Genomic DNA, 22,248 nt, shown 5'->3' on the forward strand with positions numbered 1-22,248 from the left:
GGGTGGGCCGATAGAGGAGGTGGGGGTGACAGGACCCGTCGCGGCCGGGTCCTGCTCCTTCGTCGCAGGTCCCGGACGCTCCTCCCAAACCTGTCACCCCGACAATGCGAGAGGCCCGGTCCTGGCGGACCGGGCCTCTCGCATTGTCGGGGTGACAGGATTTGAACCTGCGACCTCTTCGTCCCGAACGAAGCGCGCTACCAAGCTGCGCCACACCCCGGTGGAGCGTCGCAAGCATAGCCGAGGGCGTGCCGTGGCACGAAACCGGTTCCCTAGGACACCCCGGCCGGTACCGCCCAGGCGTCCGCCAGGTCCTCGGTGCGGGCGTCCGCGGCGCCGGTCGGCACGAAGGTCAGCAGGCTCGCCTCGGGGCGGCAGGCGAAGCGCACAGGGGTGTACGGGTTGGTGCCCAGACCTGCGGAGACGTGGAGCCAGGGCCGCGGGTCCGGCGTCCCCGGGAGCCCGCCCGCGGCCGGCCGGGCGGGCCAGCGGGAGACCCCCTTGGCCTGACGGCGGGGCAGGTCGCAGTTCGTCACGAGCGCGCCGACGCCCGGCAGGCAGAGCTGGCCGCCGTGCGTGTGGCCGGCGAGGAGGAGCTCGGCGCCGTCGGCCGTCATCGCGTCGAGGACCCGGCGGTACGGGGCGTGCATGACACCGACGGTCAGGGTCGCCGTCGGGTCCGCCGGGCCGGTGACCCGGTCGTAGCGGTCGAGCCCGAGGTGCGGGTCGTCGACGCCGACGAAGTCGAGGCGCGAGCCGCGGACCGTGAGGCTGCCGCGGCGGTTCGTCAGGTCGAGCCAGCCGGCGCCCCGGAAGCCGTCGACGAGGTCGGACGTCGGGAGCCGGCGGCCCAGCAGCTTGGGGCCGCCGTTGCGCAGGAGGTAGCGGGCCGGGCTCTTGCGGCGCGGGGCCCAGTAGTCGTTCGAGCCGAGGACGAAGACCCCCGGCCGGGTCAGCAGGTCGCCGTGCGCCTCGAGGACGGCGGGGACGGCGTCCATGGCCGCGAGGTTGTCCCCGGTCGACACGACGAGGTCGGGCTCGAGGGCCGCGAGGGAGCGCACCCAGGCGAGCTTGTCGTGCTGACGGGGGACCAGGTGCAGGTCGGACAGGTGCAGCACCCGGATCGGGGCGCTGCCCGCCGGCAGCACGGGCAGCACGAAGCGGCGCAGCGTGAAGGACCGGGCCTCGTAGGTGGCGTAGGCGAGACCGGCGGCGCCGGCGGCCAGGACGGCGAGGGGCAGGGTCGGGCGCACCGGACCAGTGTCCCCGAAGCGCGGCGTCGGCGCGGACAGTCGTGGGAGCCCGGCGCGGCCCCGGTGGGAGGATGCCCTCATGTCCGACACCCCGACCGGCCTCAAGGCCCGTATGCAGTCCGACCTCACCGAGGCGATCCGCAGCCGCGACGAGCTCACCGCCGCCACCCTGCGGATGGCGCTCACCGCCGTCCGCTCCGAGGAGGTGGCCGGTACGTCCGCCCGGGAGCTGAGCGAGGACGAGGTCGTGACCGTGCTCGGCCGCGAGGTGAAGAAGCGTCGCGAGGCGGCGACCGCGTTCGCCGACGCCGGCCGGGCCGAGTCCGCCGAGCGCGAGCGGGGCGAGCTCGCCGTGCTCCAGACGTACCTGCCCGCGCAGCTGTCCGACGAGGACCTCGCCGCGATCGTCGCCGAGGCCGTGGCCGCCGTCGCCGCGGAGGGGGCCACCGGGATGGCGGCCATGGGCAAGGTCATGAAGGCCGTGCAGCCGAAGGTCGCCGGCCAGGCCGAGGGCGGCCGGGTCGCCGCCCTGGTCCGGGCCGCGCTCGCCGGCTGACGCACCCGCCTCCACGCGGAAGGCCCGCCCCGTTGTCGGGGCGGGCCTTCCGCACGAGGGTGGTGCTCGGTGGTCAGCCGCCCGGCGGCCGGATCGGCGAGACCGCAGGGTTGGTGATCACCGGGGTGTTGTTGTTCCCGTTGTTGCCACCCCCGCCGTTGCCGCCGCCGTTGTTGTTACCGCCACCTACGAGGCCCGGTCNACCAACCCTGCGGTCTCGCCGATCCGGCCGCCGTTGTTGCCGCCGTCGTTGCCACCGCGGCCGGTCGAGGGGTAGATCGTGACCCGGGCGCCGCGGGCCGACCGCGACCCGCCACCGGGCGAGGTCTCGGCGACGTACCCGGCGGGCACCTTGGAGTCGCGCGGTGATCCGATGGAGACCTTGAACCCGGCGCCCTCGAGGATGGCTCGGGCCGTGCCGATCGAACGGCCCTTGACGTCCGGGACGCCCACGCTCTCGCCGCGGAGCATCTTCGCCGGCGGGCGCGGCCAGTCCTTGTCGGGCAGCCCGGCCTGCGCCGTCCGCATGATCTGCACCCAGATCGGGCCGGCCAGCGTCGCGCCGTACACGGCCCGGTAGCCCTGGCCGTTGATCGTCACGCCCTGCAGGTTCTTGCGGCGTCCGCTCTCGTAGATCGTCGGGTTGCCGACCCACACCGCCGTCGCGCGCTGCTTGGAGTAGCCCGCGAACCAGGTGTCGAGCGAGCGGTTCGTCGTCCCGGTCTTGCCGGCCGCCGGGAACGGCTGGCGGCCGAGCCGGGCGGCGGTGCCGTCGATGAACGCGCGCTTGAGCGTGAACGTGACGCCGTGCGCGACGTCCTCGCTGAAGGCCTGCTTGCACGACAGACCCGGGACCGCGACGGAGACGTCCTTGTTGTTCGACCGCTTGGTGATCTTCGTGATGGCCCGCGGGGCGCAGTACTTGCCGTCGGCCGCGAAGCCGGCGTAGGCGGCCGCCACCGTCAGCGGCGCGACCTCCTTCGGCCCGAGGGTCAGGGACGGGATGCACGCGGGGATCTTCGACGTCACCGGTGCGCCCTTGGCCCCGCAGACGTTCTGCGGGAACGCCAGGTGCATGCCGAGGCTCATCTGGGTCTGCGCGATGTCGCAGAGGTCGAGCTGGGACTCGATGTCGACGTACGCGGTGTTGACCGAGTTCCGGGTCGCGTCGAGCACGCTCATCGAGCCCGACCCGATGCCGTCGCCGGCGTTGCCGAACGAGTAGGGCTGGCTCGAGCGCAGCGGCGACCCGCAGGACTCGAAGTCGCTGAACGGCCGGACGTCCTGGGAGGCGTCGACGTACGCGTACACCGACTTGCCCGCCTTGAGCCACGTCGCGAGCGTGAACGGCTTGTTCGTCGACCCGTTCTGGAACCCGTTGGAGCCGCCGAGCTCCTTGTCCACGCTGTAGTTGAGCACCGTCGACGAGGGCTTGCGGTCGGGGGAGTAGATCCGGTTCTGGGTCATCGAGATGACCTTGCCGGTGCCCGGCTCCACGGTGACCGCCGCGGTCGCGACCCGGCTCTTGTCGTTGTACGGGATGTACTTGTTGACGGCCTTCCAGGCTGCGAGCTGGGTCTTGACGTCGACGGTCGTGTAGATCTTCAGGCCGCCGCGCTTGAGGGTGTTGAGCCGGTCGGCCTCGGTCTTGCCGAGCGCCTTGAACGCCGGGTCGATCTGGATGAGCTTCTCGACGTAGGCGCAGAAGTAGTGGGCCTGCTTCGAGGCGTTGACGCAGCCGCTGCGCACGGGCGTGCGCTTGAGCATCTTCGAGACCGGGATCGCCTTGGCCTTGTCGTACTGCGCCTGGTCGATCTTGCCGAGCTGGAGCATCCGCAGCAGGACGGTGTCCCGGCGGGCCTGCGCGAGCTTGGCGTCCTTGAACGGGTTGTACCGCGACGGCTGCTGGACGAGCCCGGCGAGCAGGGCCGACTGCTCGACGTTGAGCTTGGCGGCGGAGGTGCGGAAGTAGTACCGCGCCGCGGCCTCGACGCCGTAGGCGTTGTTCCCGAAGAAGGCGATGTTCAGGTAGTTCTCGAGGACCTGGTTCTTGCTGATCTTCTTCTCGAGCGCGATCGCCTGCCGCATCTCGGTGATCTTGCGGGCCGGGGTCTGCGCGATGGCGGCCTTGTACGCCGCGTCGTCGTTCGCGATGACGGCCCGCTCGATGTTGACGTTCTTGATGTACTGCTGCGTCAGCGTCGAGGCGCCCTGCGTGCCGCTGCTGCCGAACTGGTTGTTCACCGCGGCCCGGACGACGCCCTTGGGGTCGATGCCCCCGTGCTCGTAGAAGCGCGAGTCCTCGATCGAGATGATCGCGGTCTGCATCGTCGGCGAGATCGACTTCAGCGGCGTGAGCACGCGGTTCTCGTCGAAGAAGGTCGCGATGACGGTCTTGCCGTCGTTGGCGTACATCTTCGAGGCCTGCGACAGCGGCGGGCTCTCGAAGTCCGTCGGCAGGTTGTTGAAGTAGTCGACGCCCGAGCGGGTGGCCATCGCCGAGGCCCCCACGGCCGGCAGGAAGAGACCCGCCCCCAGGGCCCCGACCAGGACGCTCACGACGACGAACGAGCCGAGGAGCGCCAGGGCGCGGGCGGCCGTTGCGGAGGTGCTTCGCATGCTCTGGTTGCTCCTCGCGGTGCGGACCGAACGGATGACAGCCTACGTGCTCCCGCGGGTTGCTCCGGTCGGGTGACGCATGACCTGCCAGCCGGAGGACGCGCGACACGCCGTCGGGGTTGCGCCGGTCCCGGGATGCCCGCAAGGATCCGTGGCTTGGTGTCGGGTCACCGGGGGGCGACCAGGCATGAACCGATAGAGGTTGACCAGTGACGCACGGTGAGAAATCGCCAGTTCGGTCCAGGCACAATCATCCGTCTGGCCCGTATCCGCACCACTGACGGTCACCTAGGGTTTCGAGTCAGGTCCTCCTCGGGGGCGAGGCAGGACCTGACCGGGGGCACACGGGAGGAATGAGTTTCTGATGGTGAACATGTACGACTGGGCGTCGCGGGGTGCGTGCCGGACCAGCGACCCGGACTCGCTCTTCGTCCAGGGCGCTGCCCAGAACCGGGCCAAGACGGTCTGCATGGGTTGCCCCGTGCGCACCGAGTGCCTGGCGGACGCGCTCGACAACCGTGTCGAGTTCGGTGTCTGGGGCGGGATGACCGAGCGCGAGCGTCGTGCGCTCCTGCGCCGCCGCCCGAACGTCCAGTCGTGGCGTCGTCTGCTCGAGATCGCCCGCGACGAGCACGAGCGCGTGGTGGCCATCGCCGCCTCGCGCGAGGAGAGCGCGTCGCGGCTCGTCGGCTGATCTGAAGGACGCACCACCTCTCACGACGGCGTGGGGTGGCGTCGCCCGGGAGGCGATGCCACCCCACGCCGCTCGTTTGGGGCGTGGTCGCGCAGGGGTAGCAGGGGTAGATGTCCCGGTCGTCCGCGACCGGGGCGGGGGGTAGCAGCGCCGGCTCCGCCGGGATCGGTCGTGGTGAGGGCGAACGACCGCATCCGGCCGGGGCCGGCGCTCTCCTGCGTGCGCCACCGGGCCCGGCCGTCGGGCGGGGTGCGGCGGTCAGCCCTTCGAGAGGTCGGCCCCGACGGCGCGCAGGCCCTCGAGGTCGTGGACGTCCTCCGCCCGCGCCGGCACCTCGACGACGGGAACCGTCGGGTGGGCGCTGGTGAACCGGACGGCGAGCGACCGGTCCCGGTCCCGCCGCCGCATCCGGTCGGCGTGCACCCGGAGGAGCCCGGCCGTGAGGGCCTGACCGCCGGTGGCGTCGAGGTCCTCGGCCGCGGCGGCCGCCCGGTCGGCGGACAGGTCCTCGGCGAGGGCGACGTGCACCCGGTTGAGCACGAGCCCCGCGAGCGGCATCCGCTCCGCGCCGAGCCGCTCCACGAAGTAGGAGGCCTCGCGCAGGGCGTCGGGCTCGGGGGCCGCGACGACGACGAACGCCGTCCCCTCGGCCTGGAGCAGCCGGTAGGTCCGGTCGGCCCGCTCCCGGAACCCGCCGAACATCGTGTCGAGCGCCGAGACGAACGTCTGGACGTCGGTGAGGAAGCCGGCGCCGAGGATCTTCGTCATGACGTTGCCGGCGGTGCCGACGGCGAGCGAGACGACCTTGAGGTAGGCCCGGCCGCCGGCCTTGGCGGGTGCCGAGAGGATCCGGATGAACCGGCCGTCGAGGAACGAGCCGAGCCGCTGCGGGGCGTCGAGGAAGTCCAGGGCCGACCGGCTGGGCGGGGTGTCGACGATGATGAGGTCCCACGCCTCGTCGGTGCGGCCGGCGGCCTTCGCGGCCTCGGCCCGGGTGCGCAGCTGGCCGAGCTTCTCCATGGCCATGTACTCCTGCGTGCCCGCGAAGGAGCTGGAGAGGGCCTGGTAGAAGGGGTTCGCGAGGATCTGCTCGGCCTTCTCCGGGGTCGCGTGCGCCTCGATGACCTCGTCGAAGGTCCGCTTCATGTCGAGCATCATCGCGTCGAGCGAGCCGCCCGCCGCGGTGTCCGCGCCCTTGACCGGGCGCGGTGCGTTGTCGAGCTCGACGAGGCCCATCGACTGGGCGAGCCGGCGGGCCGGGTCGATCGTCAGGACGACGACGCGCCGTCCGCGCTCGGCGGCCCGCAGGCCGAGGGCCGCGGCCGTCGTGGTCTTGCCGACGCCGCCGGAGCCGCAGCACACGATGACGCGCGTCGCCGGGTCGTCGAGGAGCGCGTCGACGTCTAGCGGGGCGCTGCGGCGTCCGGACGAGGTCTTCGCGGGGCGGGCGGTTCGCTTCTCGGTCACGCCATGCCCTGCTCCCGTAGCTCCTCGGCGAAGTCGTACAGGGCACCGAGGTCGATGCCCTCCGACAGCGCCGGCAGCTCGTAGACCGGTCGTTCGAGGGCCGCGAGCTCCTTGCGCTGGGCCGACTCGAGCGCGACCCGCAGCGCGTGCTCGCCGGCCTCCGCGAGCAGCCCGTCGACGAGGGTCGCGGAGCGGCCGCCGAGCCCGGCGGCCTCCAGGCCCGCCACGACCGCGGCGCGGTCCAGCCGGCCCTTCGCGGCGGCGGCGAGGCTGCGCTGCGGCAGGACCGGGTCGCGCACCATGTTGACGACGACCCCGCCGACCGGCAGCCCGGCCTCGTGCAGCTGGGCGACGCCGTCCTGGGTCTCCTGCACCGGCATCTCCTCCAGCACCGTCACGAGGTGGACGACGGTCTGCGGGCTGCGCAGCAGGCTCATGATCGAGCCGGCCTGGTTGCGGACCGGGCCGACCTTCGCGAGGCCGACGACCTCTTCGTTGACGTTGAGGAACTGGGTGATCCGGCCCGTGGGCGGTGCGTCGAGGACGACGGCGTCGTAGACCGGCCCGGTCTTCCCGCGGCGGCGCGCGGCCTCGTAGACCTTGCCGGTGAGCAGGACGTCGCGCACGCCCGGTGCGATCGTCGTCGCGAAGTCGACGGCGCCGAGACGCTCGAGCATCTTGCCCGCCCGGCCGAGCCGGTAGAACAGCTCGAGGTACTCCAGGAGAGCGGCCTTGGGCTCGATCGCCAGGGCGAAGACGTCGCCGCCGCCGGGGGCGACGGCGATCTTGCGCTCCTCGTACGGCAGCTGGGGGACGTCGAAGAGCTGCGCGATGCCCTGCCGGTTCTCGACCTCGCAGAGCAGGGTCCGGCGGCCGCCCGCGGCGAGCGCCAGGGCGAGCGCGGCCGCGACGGTCGTCTTGCCCGTGCCGCCCTTGCCGGTGACGACGTGGAGCCGGACGCCGTCCCAGTCGGTGTCGGAGCTCGGCTCGGTGGGGGGCACCTGACGAGCGTATAGACCTCACGCCGGGACCGCCGGGTGGAGGGGGCCGGTGCCCCCGGACGGGTGCCGGCAGGGTGCCGGACGCGTGCCCGCCGGGCTCCGGCCGCAGGCCCGCCGGCCGGGCAGTAGGGTGCGCTCCATGTCGCAGAAGTGGGAGTACCTCACGGCACCGCTGCTCATCCACAACACCAAGGCGATCCTCGACAACTGGGGCGAGGAGGGCTGGGAGCTGGTCCAGATCGTCCCGGGCCCGACCGGCGGGGAGAGCCTGGTGGCCTACTTCAAGCGACCGAAGCCGTGAGCCCCGCCGAGGGCGTGACGGCGCGGCTCGCAGAGCTGGGCATCGTGCTGCCGCCGGTGGCCGCACCCGTCGCGGCCTACGTCCCGGCGGTGCTGGACGGCGACCGGGTGTGGACGTCCGGCCAGCTGCCCTTCGTCGACGGCGCGCTGCCGGCGACCGGCAAGGTCGGCGAGGGGCCCGGGCTGGTCCCGCCCGCCGACGCCGCGGGCCTGGCGCGGGTCGCCGCGCTCAACGCGCTCGCGGCGCTGGGCTCGGTCGTCGACCTCGACCGGGTCGAGCGCATCGTCAAGGTCGTCGTCTTCGTCGCGAGCGACCCGTCGTTCACCGGCCAGCCCGCGGTGGCGAACGGCGCGAGCGTGCTGCTCGGCGAGGTCTTCGGCGTCCCGCACGCGCGCAGCGCCGTCGGGGTGGCCGTGCTCCCGCTCGACGCCCCGGTCGAGATCGAGGTCGTCGCGCGGCTGCGCTGACCCGCCCGCGCCGCCGTCGGTCAGCCGGGGGCGGTCAGCCGGTCGCCGCGGCCCGCTCCGCGAGCGCGCCGTAGAGCACGCCGCGCAGCACCCCGGACGCGAGGTCCGCGACGTGGTCGACCACCTCGGGCGTCCCGGACGTCACCTCGGTGCCGAACCGCCCCGCGAGGTCGGCCGCACCCTCGGCCGCGCGCAGCGCCACCGTGAGGCACAGCCCGACGGGCAGGCCGTACCGGTGCAGCGCCGTCACCGCGGCGACGAGGCCGGGGCCCGCGACGATCCGCCGTCCGTGCCGGGCGACCACGCCCGCGGACAGGAGGTCCTCGACGATCGCGAGGACCGCCGGGTCGTCCGCGACCCGGGCCCGGTCGAGCAGCGGCGAGAGGTCGGCGCCGCGCTGCTGCTGCGGCACCCGCGACCGGCTCGTCCCCGCCTCGGTGAGGTCCGCCGAGACCCGGGGGCCGGGCAGCCACTCGTGCGCGGACGACGACGGCAGCCGGGTGAGGTCGATCGTGTCGCCGCGCGAGAGGCAGTCGGAGATGAGCGTGAGCGTGGCGCCCTGGGCCCTGGCCCGGTGGATGGCGCGCAGCCGCTCCAGGTGGTGCGTCGTGTACTCCGACCGGCGACCGACCCGCAGCGGCGGTGGGATGAGCCCGCGGGTCTGGTACGCCCGGACGTTGCGGGTGGTCATCCCGGCCGCTCTGGCCAGCTCCCCGAGGGAGAAACGCGTCTCGTCCCCCATGCGTGGTACGTCCCCGTGACAGCGCGACCGGGTCGTCCCGGCCGCGGAACCTTGCAGCCGGCGGACCCCGTGCTCTGCGAACCGGCTGTCACTGCTACGGCGGACCGGGTGCAGTACCGGCCAGCCGGGCTCACGCTCGGTGCCCCTGGCGGGGGCACTCGCTACCGTGAGTCCGAGACAGTAGCAGGTGGCGATCATCATCTGTCAGCAGGCTGATGATTCACCCGGACGAGGTCGACGAGGGCGTCGACGACGAGGAGCGACACCCGTGATCCGACAGTTCCCGGCGCCCGCCGCGCTCGCGGCCCAGCTCACCGGAGCCGGGCCCGGCGCGGGCGGCGATCCTGCCGGGCCGGCCCTCCTGCGGGACGCCGCCACCGTCATGCTCGTGCGCGACGGCGCCGACGGCGTCGAGGTCTTCCTCTTCCGCCGGGTCCGGAGCATGGTCTTCGCCGCGGGCATGCACGTCTTCCCGGGCGGGCGCACCGACGCCGCCGACGCCGACCCGGCCGTCCCCTGGGAGGGACCGGACCCGGCGGTGCTCGGCGCGGCGCTCGGGGCCCCGCCGGACGCCGCCCGCGCGCTCGCCGTGACCGCCGTCCGGGAGACGTTCGAGGAGTGCGGCGTCCTGCTCGCGTCACCGCCCGGCGGCGGCCCGGTCGTCGGCCTGCCCGGCGGCTGGGACGACGCCCGCCGCGCGCTGCTCGACGGCTCGACGACGCTGCCGGACCTGTTGCGGGACAACGGTCTCGTGCTGCGGGCCGACCGGTTCGCGGCCTGGGCCCGCTGGGTGACGCCGCCCGGTGAGGTCCGCCGCTACGACACCCGGTTCTTCCTCGTGCCGATGCCGCCCGAGCAGACCGCGCACGACCTCGGCGGCGAGGGCGAGCGGGCCGAGTGGGTCCCCGCGCGGGAGGCGGTGCGGCGCTGGCGGACGGGGGAGGCCGCGATGCTGCCGCCGACGATCGTCTGCTGCGAGGACCTCGCCGCGGCGCCCGACGTCGCGGCCCTGCAGGCCACGCCCCGGGCGATCTCGCCGGTCATGCCGTGGGCCGTGCGGGCCGCGGACGGCGGGGTCGTCGTCCAGGTCGTGCTCGACGGGCGCGGCGGGGGTGCGTACGGCGACCCGGCCCACGGTGCCACCGGTCCGGACGCCACCGACTTCTCCGGGGTCCGGCCGTGAGCGCCCGGCCGCCGGCGCGGATGCCGACCGGCGCCTGGACCGGCGGCGCCGCCGGCCCGGCGGCGCTGTGCGTGCTCGCCCCGAACGCCTCGCCGATGACGCTCGACGGCACGAACACGTGGGTGCTCGGCAGGCCGGGCGGGCCGTGCGTCGTCGTCGACCCGGGGCCGGACGACGAGCCGCACCTGCGTGCCGTCCACGAGGCCGTCGCGGCCCGCGGCTCGACGGTCGCCGCCGTGCTGCTCACGCACGGGCACGCCGACCACAGCGAGGGCGCGGCGGCCTTCGCGCGGGCCTGCGGGGCCGGTGTCCGGGCGCTGGACCCCGCTTACCGGCTCGGCACCGAGGGACTGGCCGCGGGGGACACCGTCGACCTCGAGGGCGGCCGGCTCGACGTCGTCGCCACGCCGGGCCACACGAGCGACTCGCTGTGCTTCGTGCTCCGCACGGACGACGAGGCGCCCGCCGTCCTCACCGGGGACACCGTGCTCGGGCGCGGCACGACGGTGGTCGCCCACCCCGACGGCCGGCTCGCGGACTACCTGGCCTCGCTGCGCCGGCTCGAGGCGCTGCTCCGCGACGAGGGCGTCGGCGCGGTCCTGCCGGGGCACGGGCCCGTGCTCGCCGTGCCGGACGTGCTGCCCGCCGACGTCGTCGCGTTCTACCTCGCGCACCGCGCCGAGCGGCTCGACCAGGTGCGTGCCGCCGTCGCCGCGGGCGCGACGAGCGCGCGCGAGGTCGTCGAGACGGTCTACGCCGACGTGCCGCGCGCCGTCTGGCCCGCGGCCGAGCTCAGCGTGCGGGCCCAGCTGGAGTACCTGGGCGTTACCCCGGTCTGACCGGGGCGGCGGGTCAGCGGGCGCGGCGGCGCATCCGCTCGATGTCGAGGAGGACGACCGCGCGGGCCTCGAGGCGCAGCCAGCCGCGGGACGCGAAGTCCGCGAGGGCCTTGTTCACCGTCTCGCGGGAGGCGCCGACGAGCTGGGCGAGCTCCTCCTGCGTGAGGTCGTGCGCGACGCGCAGCCCGTCGTCCGTCGGGCGGCCGAAGCGCTCGGAGAGGTCGAGGAGCGCCTTGGCGACGCGGCCGGGGACGTCGGAGAAGACGAGGTCGGCGAGCGCCTCGTTCGTGCGGCGCAGCCGGCGGGCGAGCGCGCGCAGGAGCTGCCGGGAGACGTCGGGGCGGCCGTCGAGCCAGGACCCGAGGTCGTCGCTGCCGAGGCCGATGAGGGTGGTGTCCGCGACCGCGGTCGCGGTGGCGTTGCGCGGGCCCGGGTCGAAGAGGCTGAGCTCGCCGAACATCTCGCCGGGGCCGAGGATCGCCAGGAGGTTCTCCCGGCCGTCGCCCGAGGCGCGCCCGAGCTTCACCTTGCCGTCGACGATCACGTAGAGGCGGTCCCCGGGGTCACCCTCGTGGAAGAGGATCTCGCCACGGCCCAGCTCGACCTGCGTCATGGTCGAGCGCAGGGCCGAGGAGGCCTCCTCGTCCAGGGCAGCGAACAAGGGCGCCTGGCGCACGACGTCGTCGTCCACCGCTCCTCCTCTGCGACCGTCCGCCGGGTTCCGCCCCCGGCGTGCCAGGACGCAGTCTGCCGCACCGGACGCCCCGCCGGGTGGGCGGGGTCACACCGCGTGCCGCAGATCCGGCCCGCTCACCCGCTCGGAGGGGTGCGTGCACCCACGGGAACGGATGAATCGGACCTCTCGCCACCCGCGGCCGCAGGCGGCGTGTCGGTGCGTCAGGAGGCGTCGGCGGCGGGCCGCGGGGGCGGCACGAGGCGTGGCCGGAACCGCTCGACGCCGTTCTCGGCGGTCGCGAGCCGGGGCGTCCGACGGGTGCCGGACGCCGCCCTGGACGCCCTTGTCCGGGACGGCGGGTTCGTGGGGCGAGCCGGGGCGACCGCCATCCGGGCCCGCGGGACGCCGGCCGCGCGGGCCGCGGCGCTCACCCCGGGCCGCAGGGCGCAGGCGTAGGCGTCGAGCTCGTCGAGGGCGGCGCGCAGCCGCAGCAGGACCGCGGCCTCGGTGCAGGCGTCCTCCACGTGCGGGATCCCGAGCAGGCCGCGCAGGTCGACCGGCGGCGGGCAGCCGCCCGGCAGCGGGTGGCTCGCGAGCTCGTCGATGTCGGTGACGGCCGCGACGGCCAGGTCGAGCCGGGCGGCGACCAGGCGGCGCCAGTGCTCGACGTCGCGCAGCTCGGCGACGAGCTGGTGGTACGTGTCGAGGGCGTCGTCCCGGGTCGTTCCGCCGGGCAGTGTCACCGACATGCCGTGTCCCTCCTGTTCGCCCGTCTCGTCGGGGTGCTGCAGGTCCGTGGTCGTCCGTCCGCCGTCCGCCCGTGGTGCGGGTTGCCGGCAGGAAGGGGTTCGTCGGCGGCGGGGGGCCGCTTGAGGCGGTGATCCACCGCACCACCCCCGTGGCGCAGGGCGCTCACCCGGTTGCGCGGCGACGACCCGCTCGGCGGGGCGGCGCCGTCCACCCGGACGGGCGACGGCGGGTGCGCCGGGGATCGTAGGCTGGGCGGGTGAGCACCCCCGAGACGCCGCTGGCGCGCACCCGCCGGGCCCGGCGGATCAACAGCCTCCTCGGGGAGCGGTACCCGGACGCGCACTGCGAGCTCGACTTCCGCAACCCGCTCGAGCTGCTCGTGGCGACGATCCTGTCCGCGCAGACGACGGACAAGCGGGTCAACCTCGTGACGCCCGTGCTCTTCGCGAAGTACCGGACGGCGGCCGACTACGCCGCGGCGGACCGCACCGAGCTCGAGACGATCATCCAGTCGACGGGCTTCTTCCGGGCCAAGTCGGACTCCCTCATGAAGCTCGGGGCCGCGCTCGTCGCGGACTTCGGCGGTGAGGTGCCGGGCCGGCTCGACAAGCTCGTCACGCTGCCGGGGGTCGGCCGCAAGACCGCGAACGTGGTGCTCGGGAACGCGTTCGGCGTCCCCGGGATCACCGTCGACACGCACTTCGGCCGGCTCGCGCGGCGCTTCGGGTGGACCGAGGAGGAGGACCCGGTCAAGGTCGAGGCCGAGGTCGGGGCGCTGTTCCCCAAGCGGGACTGGACGATGCTGTCCCACCGGCTGATCTTCCACGGCCGCCGCACCTGCCACGCCAAGCGCCCCGCGTGCGGCGCCTGCCCGGTCGCCCGGCTGTGCCCCGCCTACGGCGAGGGCGAGACCGACCCGGCGAAGGCCGCGAAGCTGCTCAAGGACGCCGCGTTCGAGCACACCCTCTCCGAGGCCGCGCTCGTCGCCGGCGCCGGCCGCGGCGGGCGGGCCGGTGACCGCGCGTGACCGCCGACCCCGTGCAGCACCTGCCGTCGTCCCGGGCGGACCAGCCGGACGGCGGCTGGCCCGACTGGTTCGAGCCCCTGGCACGGATCATCGGCAGCACCCCGGCCGACGCGCTGAGCCGGTTCCACCCGCCGCCGGGGCACCGGCGCACGTCCGCCGTCCTCATGCTCTTCGCCGAGGGCGAGCACGGGCCGGACGTCCTGCTCACCGAGCGCTCGGCGACCCTGCGCTCGCACGCCGGCCAGGTCGCGTTCCCCGGCGGGGCGATCGACCCCGGTGACGGCGGCCCGGTCGGTGCGGCCCTGCGCGAGGCGCAGGAGGAGACCGGTCTCGACCCGGCGGGCGTCGTCGTCGCGGGCACCCTGCCCGATCTCTACCTGCCGGTGAGCGACTTCGCGGTGACGCCGGTCCTCGCCTGGTGGCGGACGCCGTCCCCGGTCGGGCCGGTGGACGCCGCCGAGGTCGCCAAGGTGGTGCGGGTGCCGGTCGCCGAGCTCGTCGACCCGGCCAACCGCTTCCGGTGGCAGCACCCGAGCGGGTACATCGGCCCCGGCTTCCGGGCCGGCGGCCTGTTCGTCTGGGGCTTCACGGCGGGCATCGTCGACCGGCTGCTGCACCTGTCCGGATGGGAACGTCCGTGGGACGCCACACGTGTTGAGACCATGAGCCTGCCCCGGGACGACGCCTCGTGATCGACCTCATCCTCGTCCTCGTCCTGCTGGCCTACTCGGTGTCCGGGTTCCGCCAGGGCCTCGCGCTGAGCGCGCTGTCGCTCGGCGGGTTCGTGCTCGGGGCCTTCGCCGGCATCCTCGCCGTCCCGCTGCTCGCCGAGCGGCTCGAGGCCGGGCCGCAGCGCTCGTTCGCCGTGCTGGCCGCCGTCCTCGTGCTCGCCTGGCTCGGGCAGGTGCTCGGCGCGATGATCGGCGGCCGGCTGCGCGACCAGCTGCCCAAGGGCGGGGCACGGCACGTCGACCAGGCGCTCGGCGCGGTCGCGGGCATCGTCGCGGCGGCCGTCGTCATGTGGTTCGTCGGCGGTGCGCTGCGCAGCGTGCCGGCCGTCTCCAGCGCGATCGGCTCCTCGCGCGTGCTCCAGGGCATCGACGCGTTCATGCCGCAGAAGGCGAGCACGCTCGCGAGCCGGTTCCGGGAGAGCGTCGCCGCGAGCGACTTCCCGCGCGTGTTCAGCGGGGCCGGGCCCGAGCAGATCTCGCCCGTCGAGCCGCCGAGCGAGACCGCGGTGTCGGCGGCGGTCGCCAAGCGGGTCAAGGCGGCCACGGTGAAGATCACCGGTGACGCGCGCAAGTGCGGGCAGACCCAGGAGGGCAGCGGCGCCGTCGTCGCGCCCGAGCGGGTCGTGACGAACGCGCACGTCGTCGCGGGCGTGACCCGCCCGCAGATCCAGCTCGGCGGCACGGGCCGGCGCTACGCGGGCAAGGTCGTGCTCTTCGACCCGCAGCGGGACCTGGCGGTCATCGCGGTCCCGGGGCTGCCGGCGTCCGCCAAGCCGCTGCCGATCGGGGCCGACATCGCGCGCGGCGCGGACGCCGCCTTCGCGGGCTACCCGCGCAACGGCCCCTACGTGCTCGGTGCCGCCCGGGTCCGGTCGGTGCTGCGGGCCAGCGGCGACGACATCTACGGCAAGCCCGGTGCGGTGCGGCGGGTCTACTCGCTCTACGCGACGGTGCAGCCGGGCAACTCCGGCGGACCCGTCGTCGACGCCCAGGGGGCGCTTGTCGGCGTGGTGTTCGCGAAGTCGCTCGACGACGCGAACACCGGCTACGCGCTGACGATGCAGGAGGCCCGCTCGGACATCGACGCCGGGATCGGCGCCGTCGACGCGGTCTCGACCGGGGGCTGTGCGGCGGGCTGACGCGCCCGGCGCGCCGTGATCGGGCGCCGAGGTGCACCCGGCCGGTCAGTTCCGTGCGGTGACCGTCACCGGCGCTCCGGTGGCCGAGTCGGTGGCGGTCAGCCGGAAGACGCCACCGGCGTCGACGTCGAAGGTGACCCTGATCTGCGGAACGCCCTTGGGCTGGGCCGCAGGCACGCTCAGCTCGTAGCCGCCGATGCGACGGGCGTCGGCGAGGCTCGCGGAGACGCTGTAGAACACCGCGATCTTGATCGTCTCCTGGTTGTCCTCGTCGGTGGTGAAGTTCTCGCTGGTGCTCGCCGGCAGGGCCGTGCCCCGGTCGATGAGCGGAAGGAACGTGCCGCCCTTGAGCTCGATCCCGAGGTCGGCGTCGCTCGTGCCCTCGCGGACCGGGACCGTCGGTGCGGGCCGGGGCTCGGCCGCCGCTGTCTCGACCGTCGCCGTCGCGGCCGCGTCGGTCACGACCGCCCCGGTCGTGCGGCCGGTCGCCGACGGCACGGCGGGATCCGGGTCGCCGCTCGGTCGTGAGCACGCTGCGAGCCCGAGCCCGAGGGCGAGCCCGATCACGACGACGGCGGCGTCCGCCCGCAACGCCCACGTGGGCATCCTGCCCATGGAGTCCCTCCTGATCGCTGCTGGTGCACAAGGGAAACGAACGCATCCGGCCGGGCATGGACCCTGTGCGCGAGCGCTGAACGAGTCACGGCCGGCCCGGATGCGTGACATGAGCAGATGATGAACATCTGCCCTGCTGCGCCACATTATCGGCGGGCCGATCACCACGACCGGTCGCGTGCGCCGGCTCGAGCGCGCGCAGGCACGAGCCGGCTCAGGCGTCGAGGCCCTTGAGCCACGTGAGCAGGGCCTGGGTCACGGCGTCCGGGGCCTCCTCGGGGAGGAAGTGCCCGGCCCCGGGGACGACCTCGTGCGTCCACGGCCCGGCCACCCAGCGCCGTGACCGTTCGACGGCGCCGGCGGGCACGAAGCGGTCGTCCGCCCCGGCGAGGGCGAGCACGGGGACCTCGATCGGGACGTCCACCCCGGCGGCGAACCGGCGTCCGTCGCGCCGGTACCGCGAGCGCAGGGCCCAGCGCAGGTACTCCAGCGAGGTGTGCGCGACGAACGGCACCTGCATGGCGCGCTCGTAGCGCTCGAGCGTCGCGGCGTCCGGGTAGCCCGGGCCGCCCCACGCGGTGAGCAGGTCGCGGACCTCGGTGCCGTGCGCGAGCCGCCGCTCGGGGAGCATCGGCACCTGGAACGACAGGACGGCGGCCGCGGCCGCGCGCTCGTCGGCGCCGCGGAACGGCGCTGCCGCGAAGTAGGGCCGCAGGAGCAGCGGGTGCGCCGCCGAGACGACGGCGACGGCCCGGGTGACGCGCGGCGACAGGCCCGGCATCGACCAGGCGACCCAGCCGCCCCAGTCGTGCCCGACGACGACCGCCTCGGACTCGCCGAGCGAGCGGACGACCCCGGCGACGTCCGCCGCCGTGGTCATCGTGTCGTAGCCCCGGGGCGGCTTGTCGCTCGCGCCGTAGCCGCGCAGGTCCATCGCGGCGACCCGGTAGCCCGCGGCCGCGATCGCGGGGACCTGGTGCCGCCAGGCCCACCAGAACTGCGGGAAGCCGTGCAGGAGGACGACGAGCGGGCCGTCCCCCGTCTCCGCGACGTGGAAGCGTGAGCCGTTCGCCGCGACGAACCGGTGCCGCCACGGGCCGTCGACGAGCACCTCGGAGGAGTCGACGCTCATCCGCCGGCCGCCGGGGGCGTCATCCGACGCGGGCGGATCCCGGCTTGACCGCCGCGATCGCCGCCTTGGTCGAGCGGATCGTCCGCTCCGGCGGGCGCACCTTCGAGACCTGGCCCTTGCCGACGAGCGCGAGGATCCCCGCGACGACCAGGAGGGCCACCCCGAGCACGAGGAAGGCCGCCCAGGCCGGGAGCCCGGCCTCGGTGAGGCCGTAGCCCGCCGAGATCGTCAGGATGATCGAGGCGAGGAAGCCCAGGTACCCGGCGGCGCCGAACATGCCGGCCCCGACGCCCACCCGCTTGGCGTCCTGTGCGAGCTCGGCCTTCGCGAGGGCGATCTCGGCCCGGACGATCTCCTGGACGTCGGCCGTCGCCTCGGCGACGAGCTGGCCCAGCGTGCGCTCCGTCATGGCTGCCTCCCTGCCCGCACGAGGCGTGGCCGAACCCTTCGGGCGGCGCCCGGGGGCCCGGACCACCCTCCGTACGAGCCTAGAGGGTGATCGCGGGCCCGCCAGGGCGGGAGGGCATCAGCTCTGGCCGGCGGGCTGCCCGGCCGGCCGCCCCGACGGCCCGGGGCCCGCCGCGTCCCGGGCCTCCGCCTCGGCGATGAGGCGGTAGTGCCGGTCGCGCCGGCGCAGCACCACCGCGGCGAGCGCGGCGGCGAGAAGCGACCCGGTGAGGACGGCGGCCTTCACGTGGTCGTCGCGCTCGCTGCCCGCGCCGAAGGCGAGCTCGCCGATGAGCAGCGACACGGTGAAGCCGATGCCCGCGAGCAGGCTCACCGCGAGCACGTCGCTCCAGCCGAGGTCGTCGGACAGCTCCGCGCGGGTGAAGCGGGCCGTGAGCCACGTGCCGCCGAGGACCCCGACGGCCTTGCCGAGCACGAGCGCGACGGTGATCCCGATGAACACCGGGTCGCGGACCGCCTCGCCGAACCCGCCGCCGACGACGGTGACGCCGGCCGCGGTGAGGGCGAAGACCGGGACGGCGACGCCGGCGCTGAGCGGCCGGACGACGTGCTCGAGGTGCTCGCCGATGCTGTGCTCCTGGCCCGCGCGGGCGACGACCGGGACCGCGAAGCCGAGCAGCACGCCCGCGACGGTCGCGTGCACACCGGAGGCGTGCACGAGGGCCCAGGTCGTGAAGGCGAGCGGGAGGAGGAGCCAGGGCGTCGTGATCCCGCGGCGGACGACGAGGGCGAAGACCACGAGCGGCACGAGCGCACCGGCCAGCGGGAGCAGCGCGAGGTCGCTCGTGTACGCGACGGCGATGATCGTGATGGCGATGAGGTCGTCGACGACCGCGAGGGTCAGCAGGAAGGACCGCAGCGCGGTCGGCAGGTGGCTGCCGAGGACCGCGAGGACCGCGAGGGCGAACGCGATGTCGGTCGCGACGGGGATCGCCCAGCCCTGCGCCGTCCCGGGCTCACCGGCCGCGAAGGCGAGGTAGACGCCGGCCGGCAGCAGCACGCCGCAGATCGCGGCGACGACGGGGAGGGCGGCCTTGGCGGGGTCGCGCAGGTCGCCCGCGACGAGCTCGCGCTTGAGCTCGACCCCGGCGACGAAGAAGAAGATCGCGAGCAGCCCGTCCGCGGCCCACGCCGCGACGTCGAGCTGCAGGTGCAGCGGGTCGAGCCAGGCCGGGCCGAGCGTCGTGCCGAGCATCGCCGAGTAGCCCTCGCGCCACGGCGAGTTGGCCCACACGAGGGCGATGAGGGCGCCGGCGAGCAGGAGGGCGCCACCGACGGTCTCGGTGCGCAGGATGTCCGCGACGTACGTGCGCTCGCGGTCGGTGACCTTGTCGAAGATGCGGCGGACGGCACGTCCGGGCGTGGGCAGGGTCATGGAGGCTCCCTGGGTCGGAGATCGGGGCGGTCATCAACGGCGACGCATGACGTCGTCCGTGCCGACCAGGCTTCCCGGCGCTCCGTGACCCATTGTACGTGGCGATCACGATCGGCTGCCGGGTGAGACGGCGAGATCCGGCTCACCCGGGAGCGTGTGACCGGGGTCACGTCGCCACGGTCCCTCCGCGGCACGTCCCTGGGGCGTGGGAGCGGTGAGAGGGTGTCGCATCGCGGCGCCCCGGCGGGAGGGGACGGCAGTGCTCGGACGGCGGTCGGCGGCGGACGGTGCGGAGGAGTCCTTCCGCGCGTTCGTCGTCGCGCGCCGTCCGGCGCTGCTGCGGACCGCCTGGCTGCTCACCGGCAGCCGGGACGACGCCGAGGACCTCGTGCAGACCGCGCTCGTGCGCGCCGCGCGGCACTGGGCCCGGGTCGTCGCGGCCGGTGACCCGGAGCCGTACGTGCGGCGGGTGCTCGTCACGGTGCACGTCTCGGCCTGGCGGACGGCGTCCCGGCGGGTCGTGACGACCTCGCTCGAGGGGCAGCTCGACGGATCGCCCGACGGGTCGCCCGACGTGCTGCTCGACGGACCTGCCGACCGGCGGTCCGGCGACAGCACGTCCGTCGACGACCGGCTCGTGCTCGCCGCGGCGCTGGCCCGTCTGACGCCCCGGCAGCGCGCCGTCCTCGTGCTGCGGTTCTACGAGGACCTCACCGAGACCCAGACCGCCGCGGCGCTCGGGATCGGGGTCGGGACCGTGAAGTCGCAGACCCGGCACGCGCTCGCGCGGCTGCGCGACGTCGCCCCCGAGCTCGCCGTCTTCGCCCCCGCCCGCACGCCGGACCACGAGGAGGTGACGTCGTGAACGCCCTGGACCCGTTCGAGGAGAACGACTTCCGCGCCGTGCTGACCCTGCTCGCCGAGGACCGGCCGGAGCCCGCCGTCACCGACCTCGTCGCGGCGCAGCAGGCCTGGGCCCTCGCGCACCGGCCGGCCCTGCCGCTGCGGGTCGCGCGCTCGGTGCGGGACGCCGTCCGCACGGCGGTGCGGGAGCACCCCCGGCTCGTGCTGCCGGCGCTCGCCGGGCTGGCGCTGGTCCTCGTGCTCGGGGCGCTCGCGGTGCTGCCGGCCCTGCATGTGTCGAGGCCGCAGCCGGCGACGACCCCGAGCGGGCCGGGCGCGTTGCCGGACCGGTTGTTCGTGCCGCCGGCGTCGACGCCGCTCGTCACCGACGAGCCGATCTCGCGGGCTGCGTACCTGGTCGTGGCAGGCCGCCCCAACGGGGACGGGAACATCCCGGACCAGGCCGGGTACGTCGTCGGGGCGGACGGCGGCGAGTACCGGCGCCTGCCGGAGGGCGCCGAGAGCGGCGTCCTCTCCGCCGACGGCCGGCTGCTGGCCTGGGCCGTTCCGAAGCCCGAGGGGGACGGGGAGCGGCCGGTGCGCGCGCTCGCGAGGGTCCGTGTGCTCGACCTCGCGACGGGACGGACTGGCGACGTCACGTTGCCGAGCGTCTTCAACGCGGACACGTCCGTCGACGGCCTGGACCTCGACGCTCCCGGGCGACGGCTCGTCGTGTGGGGCAGGGACTCCTACGACGGCGTGTCCGCCGTGGGGGCTGCGTTCCTCGTGGATCTGTCACCGTTCGTCGACGGCGACGATGCGCCCGTCCTTCTCGACCGCTGTCTGCGCTGTCAGGGGCCGCTCGCCTGGCTGGCGGACGGGCGTCTCGGGAGCATCACGCAGGAGGGCGCGCCCGTTGTGCGACTCGGGGGTCTCGGGGCGGTCGACCTCCCGCCGGACCCGCGCACGGAGGGCACGTCCACGATCGGCCTCGTGGGTCCGGCGATCCTCGTCGACGCCGCGGGGACGACGACCTACTGGGTCACCTCCGCGGACCCGACGAGCGCCGGTCCGCCCGACACCTTCACCCTGCTGGCCCGAGGAAGCAGCGGGGATCCTCGGAAGACGTCGCTCGGGCGGGCGACCGAGGTGCGTGGGCTGGCCGTCGTCCCGTCCGGCGTGCTCACTGTTCGGTGGAACGCGCCCCCCGATGGGCTGGCCTACCTCGGCGAGCAGCGCGTCGACCTCGTGCTGCCCGCCGGCGGCCGCGACCGGGCCCTCACCACGGGGGAGAACGGGGTCTTCGTCCAGCAGGTTGCCCGGGATGTCGCGGCGGGCGGCCGGGTCATGCCCGGCGTCGCGCCGGTCGGGAGCGACGGGTCCGGTTCCCGGATCGCGTCCTTCGCCCGCGACGTGCTCGTCCTCCTCGGTGGCACAGCGGTCGTCGTCGGTGCGGTGGTGCTGCTCGGGTACAGCCTGAGCCACGCGTGGTGGCGGCCCGTCGGGCGCCGCGTCCGGCGTCTGCTGCGGCTGCTCGTGCGGCCACGGACCCTCGGTCTCTTCGCGGCCGGGATCGCCGCGATCGCCGGGCTCGTCCTGCTGGCGGCACCCGCTGTCGTCGAGCCGATGTGGGCCGCGCAGCAGCCGCGGGCCGACGCGAGGGCACCGGCCGTCTTCCCGATCATCGTTGCGGACCAACGGGTCCGGCCGCAGCGGGCCTTCGACACGCAGGGCCGGCCAAGAACGGTCCGCGTCGCATTCGCGTTCGTCACGACGGTCGCGCAGCGCGGCGGTGTCTACGCCCTCGACCCCGCGACGGCGATGCTCGTGCGCCTCGACGACCTGCCGGGCGTCCCGAACTCCTTCCGTGAGCCGGGGGTGCAGCAGTCGCTCGCAGTGAGCCCGTCGGGTCGGTGGGTCGCACTGTGGAACGCCGCAGACCCCGGTCCCGGTGTGGCGCTCGTCGATCTGCGGGAGGCGGAGGTCGTCGTGAAGGCCGAGGTGCTGAAGGACGAGAACGGGTGGGTGGCGGTCGACGAGACAGGGGCTCTCCGGGCCGTCGAGCCGCCCGTCCAGCGCACGACGCTGGACGGCGTCCTCCCGCTGGACGTGAAGGTGCAACTGCCGGTCGGACCGTCCGACGTCGCGGTCGACGTGTTCGACGGTGCCATGGTCCAGATGGGCTACGGCCGGCTGCCCGAGCACTGGTGGACCTGGCTCGGCACCCCGCAGGCGGCCGCGCTCGGCCGGATCCTCGCCATCGCGGGCGGCCTGGTCTGGCTGGGGCTCGGCCGGACGTGGTTCGTCACCCGACGCGCCGGACGGGGTTCCACCCGGATCCGGGTCCCGCGACGTGTAGGAGGCTGACAC

21 protein-coding genes, 1 tRNA gene and 1 pseudogene are annotated in these 22,248 nt (G+C 74.7%); 11 read left to right on the forward strand and 12 right to left on the reverse strand.

Annotated features, from left to right (window positions below; all coding sequences use genetic code 11):
• Window positions 1-146 precede the first annotated feature (146 nt).
• Together ECOMGDLI_RS05120 and ECOMGDLI_RS05125 are read right to left on the reverse strand one after the other, a co-directional pair.
• A tRNA-Pro gene (locus ECOMGDLI_RS05120) sits at window positions 147-220 on the reverse strand.
• 52 nt (window positions 221-272) lie between these two features.
• On the reverse strand, window positions 273-1,292 hold the full coding sequence (locus tag ECOMGDLI_RS05125; RefSeq protein ID WP_369812717.1) for a metallophosphoesterase: 1,020 nt from the start codon (window positions 1,290-1,292) through the stop codon (window positions 273-275).
• A gap of 40 nt (window positions 1,293-1,332) precedes the next feature.
• Between ECOMGDLI_RS05125 and ECOMGDLI_RS05130 the strand changes: the two genes are divergently transcribed.
• Entirely contained in the window at window positions 1,333-1,809 is a 477-nt protein-coding gene (locus ECOMGDLI_RS05130; protein WP_088314650.1) for a GatB/YqeY domain-containing protein, read from the forward strand.
• Between the two features lie 202 nt (window positions 1,810-2,011).
• On the opposite strand, the pseudogene ECOMGDLI_RS36680 reads toward ECOMGDLI_RS05130, so the two are convergent.
• A pseudogene (locus ECOMGDLI_RS36680) lies at window positions 2,012-4,428 on the reverse strand (penicillin-binding protein); the annotation flags it as partial.
• Between the two features lie 364 nt (window positions 4,429-4,792).
• On the opposite strand from ECOMGDLI_RS36680, the gene ECOMGDLI_RS05140 reads away from it, so the two are divergent.
• Window positions 4,793-5,122, forward strand: a complete 330-nt coding sequence (locus ECOMGDLI_RS05140; protein WP_088290673.1) for a WhiB family transcriptional regulator — start codon at window positions 4,793-4,795, stop codon at window positions 5,120-5,122.
• Window positions 5,123-5,380: 258 nt separating this feature from the next.
• Here the strand turns inward: ECOMGDLI_RS05140 and ECOMGDLI_RS35270 are convergent, their stop codons facing one another.
• Both ECOMGDLI_RS35270 and ECOMGDLI_RS35275 read right to left on the reverse strand, forming a co-directional pair.
• Window positions 5,381-6,589, reverse strand: coding sequence for an ArsA family ATPase (locus ECOMGDLI_RS35270; protein WP_198954568.1), 1,209 nt, complete (start codon window positions 6,587-6,589; stop codon window positions 5,381-5,383).
• Window positions 6,586-7,590, reverse strand: a complete 1,005-nt coding sequence (locus ECOMGDLI_RS35275; protein ID WP_198954569.1) for an ArsA-related P-loop ATPase — start codon at window positions 7,588-7,590, stop codon at window positions 6,586-6,588. Before ECOMGDLI_RS35275 ends, ECOMGDLI_RS35270 begins: the two co-directional genes overlap by 4 nt.
• A 139-nt stretch (window positions 7,591-7,729) precedes the next feature.
• Between ECOMGDLI_RS35275 and ECOMGDLI_RS05150 the strand changes: the two genes are divergently transcribed.
• A complete protein-coding gene (locus ECOMGDLI_RS05150) occupies window positions 7,730-7,891 on the forward strand; it encodes a DUF4177 domain-containing protein (RefSeq protein WP_088290672.1) in 162 nt (53 codons plus the stop codon).
• Window positions 7,888-8,358, forward strand: a complete 471-nt coding sequence (locus tag ECOMGDLI_RS05155; RefSeq protein WP_088314656.1) for a RidA family protein — start codon at window positions 7,888-7,890, stop codon at window positions 8,356-8,358. Before ECOMGDLI_RS05150 ends, ECOMGDLI_RS05155 begins: the two co-directional genes overlap by 4 nt.
• A 34-nt stretch (window positions 8,359-8,392) precedes the next feature.
• Here the strand turns inward: ECOMGDLI_RS05155 and ECOMGDLI_RS05160 are convergent, their stop codons facing one another.
• Window positions 8,393-9,100 carry a MerR family transcriptional regulator gene (locus ECOMGDLI_RS05160; protein WP_158220903.1) on the reverse strand — a complete coding sequence of 236 codons (708 nt, stop codon included), beginning with the start codon at window positions 9,098-9,100 and terminating at the stop codon, window positions 8,393-8,395.
• Between the two features lie 268 nt (window positions 9,101-9,368).
• On the opposite strand from ECOMGDLI_RS05160, the gene ECOMGDLI_RS05165 reads away from it, so the two are divergent.
• Together ECOMGDLI_RS05165 and ECOMGDLI_RS05170 are read left to right on the forward strand one after the other, a co-directional pair.
• A complete protein-coding gene (locus ECOMGDLI_RS05165; protein ID WP_198954570.1) occupies window positions 9,369-10,283 on the forward strand; it encodes an NUDIX hydrolase in 915 nt (304 codons plus the stop codon).
• A 20-nt stretch (window positions 10,284-10,303) separates the two neighbouring features.
• On the forward strand, window positions 10,304-11,122 hold the full coding sequence (locus ECOMGDLI_RS05170; protein ID WP_088314781.1) for an MBL fold metallo-hydrolase: 819 nt from the start codon (window positions 10,304-10,306) through the stop codon (window positions 11,120-11,122).
• A gap of 13 nt (window positions 11,123-11,135) precedes the next feature.
• Here the strand turns inward: ECOMGDLI_RS05170 and ECOMGDLI_RS05175 are convergent, their stop codons facing one another.
• A complete protein-coding gene (locus ECOMGDLI_RS05175; RefSeq protein WP_233153322.1) occupies window positions 11,136-11,813 on the reverse strand; it encodes a Crp/Fnr family transcriptional regulator in 678 nt (225 codons plus the stop codon).
• A gap of 206 nt (window positions 11,814-12,019) precedes the next feature.
• Complete coding sequence (locus tag ECOMGDLI_RS05180; protein ID WP_088314663.1) at window positions 12,020-12,547, reverse strand: hypothetical protein; 528 nt, start codon at window positions 12,545-12,547, stop codon at window positions 12,020-12,022.
• A gap of 257 nt (window positions 12,548-12,804) precedes the next feature.
• Here ECOMGDLI_RS05180 and nth point away from each other — a divergent pair, with 257 nt between their 5' ends.
• From nth to ECOMGDLI_RS05195, 3 genes are read left to right on the forward strand one after another with little or no spacing between them, the layout of a single operon-like run.
• Window positions 12,805-13,575 (forward strand): endonuclease III, encoded by a 771-nt coding sequence (nth, locus tag ECOMGDLI_RS05185; protein WP_088314667.1) that lies wholly within the window; start codon window positions 12,805-12,807, stop codon window positions 13,573-13,575.
• Window positions 13,572-14,267, forward strand: coding sequence for a CoA pyrophosphatase (locus tag ECOMGDLI_RS05190; protein WP_198954571.1), 696 nt, complete (start codon window positions 13,572-13,574; stop codon window positions 14,265-14,267). Before nth ends, ECOMGDLI_RS05190 begins: the two co-directional genes overlap by 4 nt.
• Window positions 14,264-15,445 (forward strand): MarP family serine protease, encoded by a 1,182-nt coding sequence (locus ECOMGDLI_RS05195; protein WP_088314670.1) that lies wholly within the window; start codon window positions 14,264-14,266, stop codon window positions 15,443-15,445. The genes ECOMGDLI_RS05190 and ECOMGDLI_RS05195 overlap by 4 nt, the downstream gene beginning before the upstream one ends.
• A 45-nt stretch (window positions 15,446-15,490) precedes the next feature.
• Here ECOMGDLI_RS05195 and ECOMGDLI_RS05200 read toward each other — a convergent pair whose 3' ends face one another.
• From ECOMGDLI_RS05200 to nhaA, 4 genes are all read right to left on the reverse strand, one after another.
• On the reverse strand, window positions 15,491-16,060 hold the full coding sequence (locus ECOMGDLI_RS05200; protein ID WP_158220904.1) for an Hsp70 family protein: 570 nt from the start codon (window positions 16,058-16,060) through the stop codon (window positions 15,491-15,493).
• Between the two features lie 214 nt (window positions 16,061-16,274).
• On the reverse strand, window positions 16,275-17,192 hold the full coding sequence (locus ECOMGDLI_RS05205; protein WP_088314677.1) for an alpha/beta fold hydrolase: 918 nt from the start codon (window positions 17,190-17,192) through the stop codon (window positions 16,275-16,277).
• Between the two features lie 19 nt (window positions 17,193-17,211).
• On the reverse strand, window positions 17,212-17,601 hold the full coding sequence (locus ECOMGDLI_RS05210) for a phage holin family protein (RefSeq protein WP_088290665.1): 390 nt from the start codon (window positions 17,599-17,601) through the stop codon (window positions 17,212-17,214).
• Between the two features lie 117 nt (window positions 17,602-17,718).
• Window positions 17,719-19,035, reverse strand: a complete 1,317-nt coding sequence (gene nhaA / locus ECOMGDLI_RS05215; RefSeq protein ID WP_088314680.1) for a Na+/H+ antiporter NhaA — start codon at window positions 19,033-19,035, stop codon at window positions 17,719-17,721.
• A 259-nt stretch (window positions 19,036-19,294) separates the two neighbouring features.
• Between nhaA and ECOMGDLI_RS05220 the strand changes: the two genes are divergently transcribed.
• Both ECOMGDLI_RS05220 and ECOMGDLI_RS05225 read left to right on the forward strand, forming a co-directional pair.
• Window positions 19,295-19,900 carry a SigE family RNA polymerase sigma factor gene (locus ECOMGDLI_RS05220; RefSeq protein ID WP_088314683.1) on the forward strand — a complete coding sequence of 202 codons (606 nt, stop codon included), beginning with the start codon at window positions 19,295-19,297 and terminating at the stop codon, window positions 19,898-19,900.
• Window positions 19,897-22,245, forward strand: coding sequence for a hypothetical protein (locus ECOMGDLI_RS05225; RefSeq protein ID WP_088314686.1), 2,349 nt, complete (start codon window positions 19,897-19,899; stop codon window positions 22,243-22,245). The genes ECOMGDLI_RS05220 and ECOMGDLI_RS05225 overlap by 4 nt, the downstream gene beginning before the upstream one ends.
• Window positions 22,246-22,248: the final 3 nt, after the last annotated feature.

The sequence above is a fragment of the Kineosporia sp. R_H_3 genome (assembly GCF_002198675.1).
In the GTDB taxonomy this organism is placed as follows: Bacteria; Actinomycetota; Actinomycetes; order Actinomycetales; family Kineosporiaceae; genus R-H-3.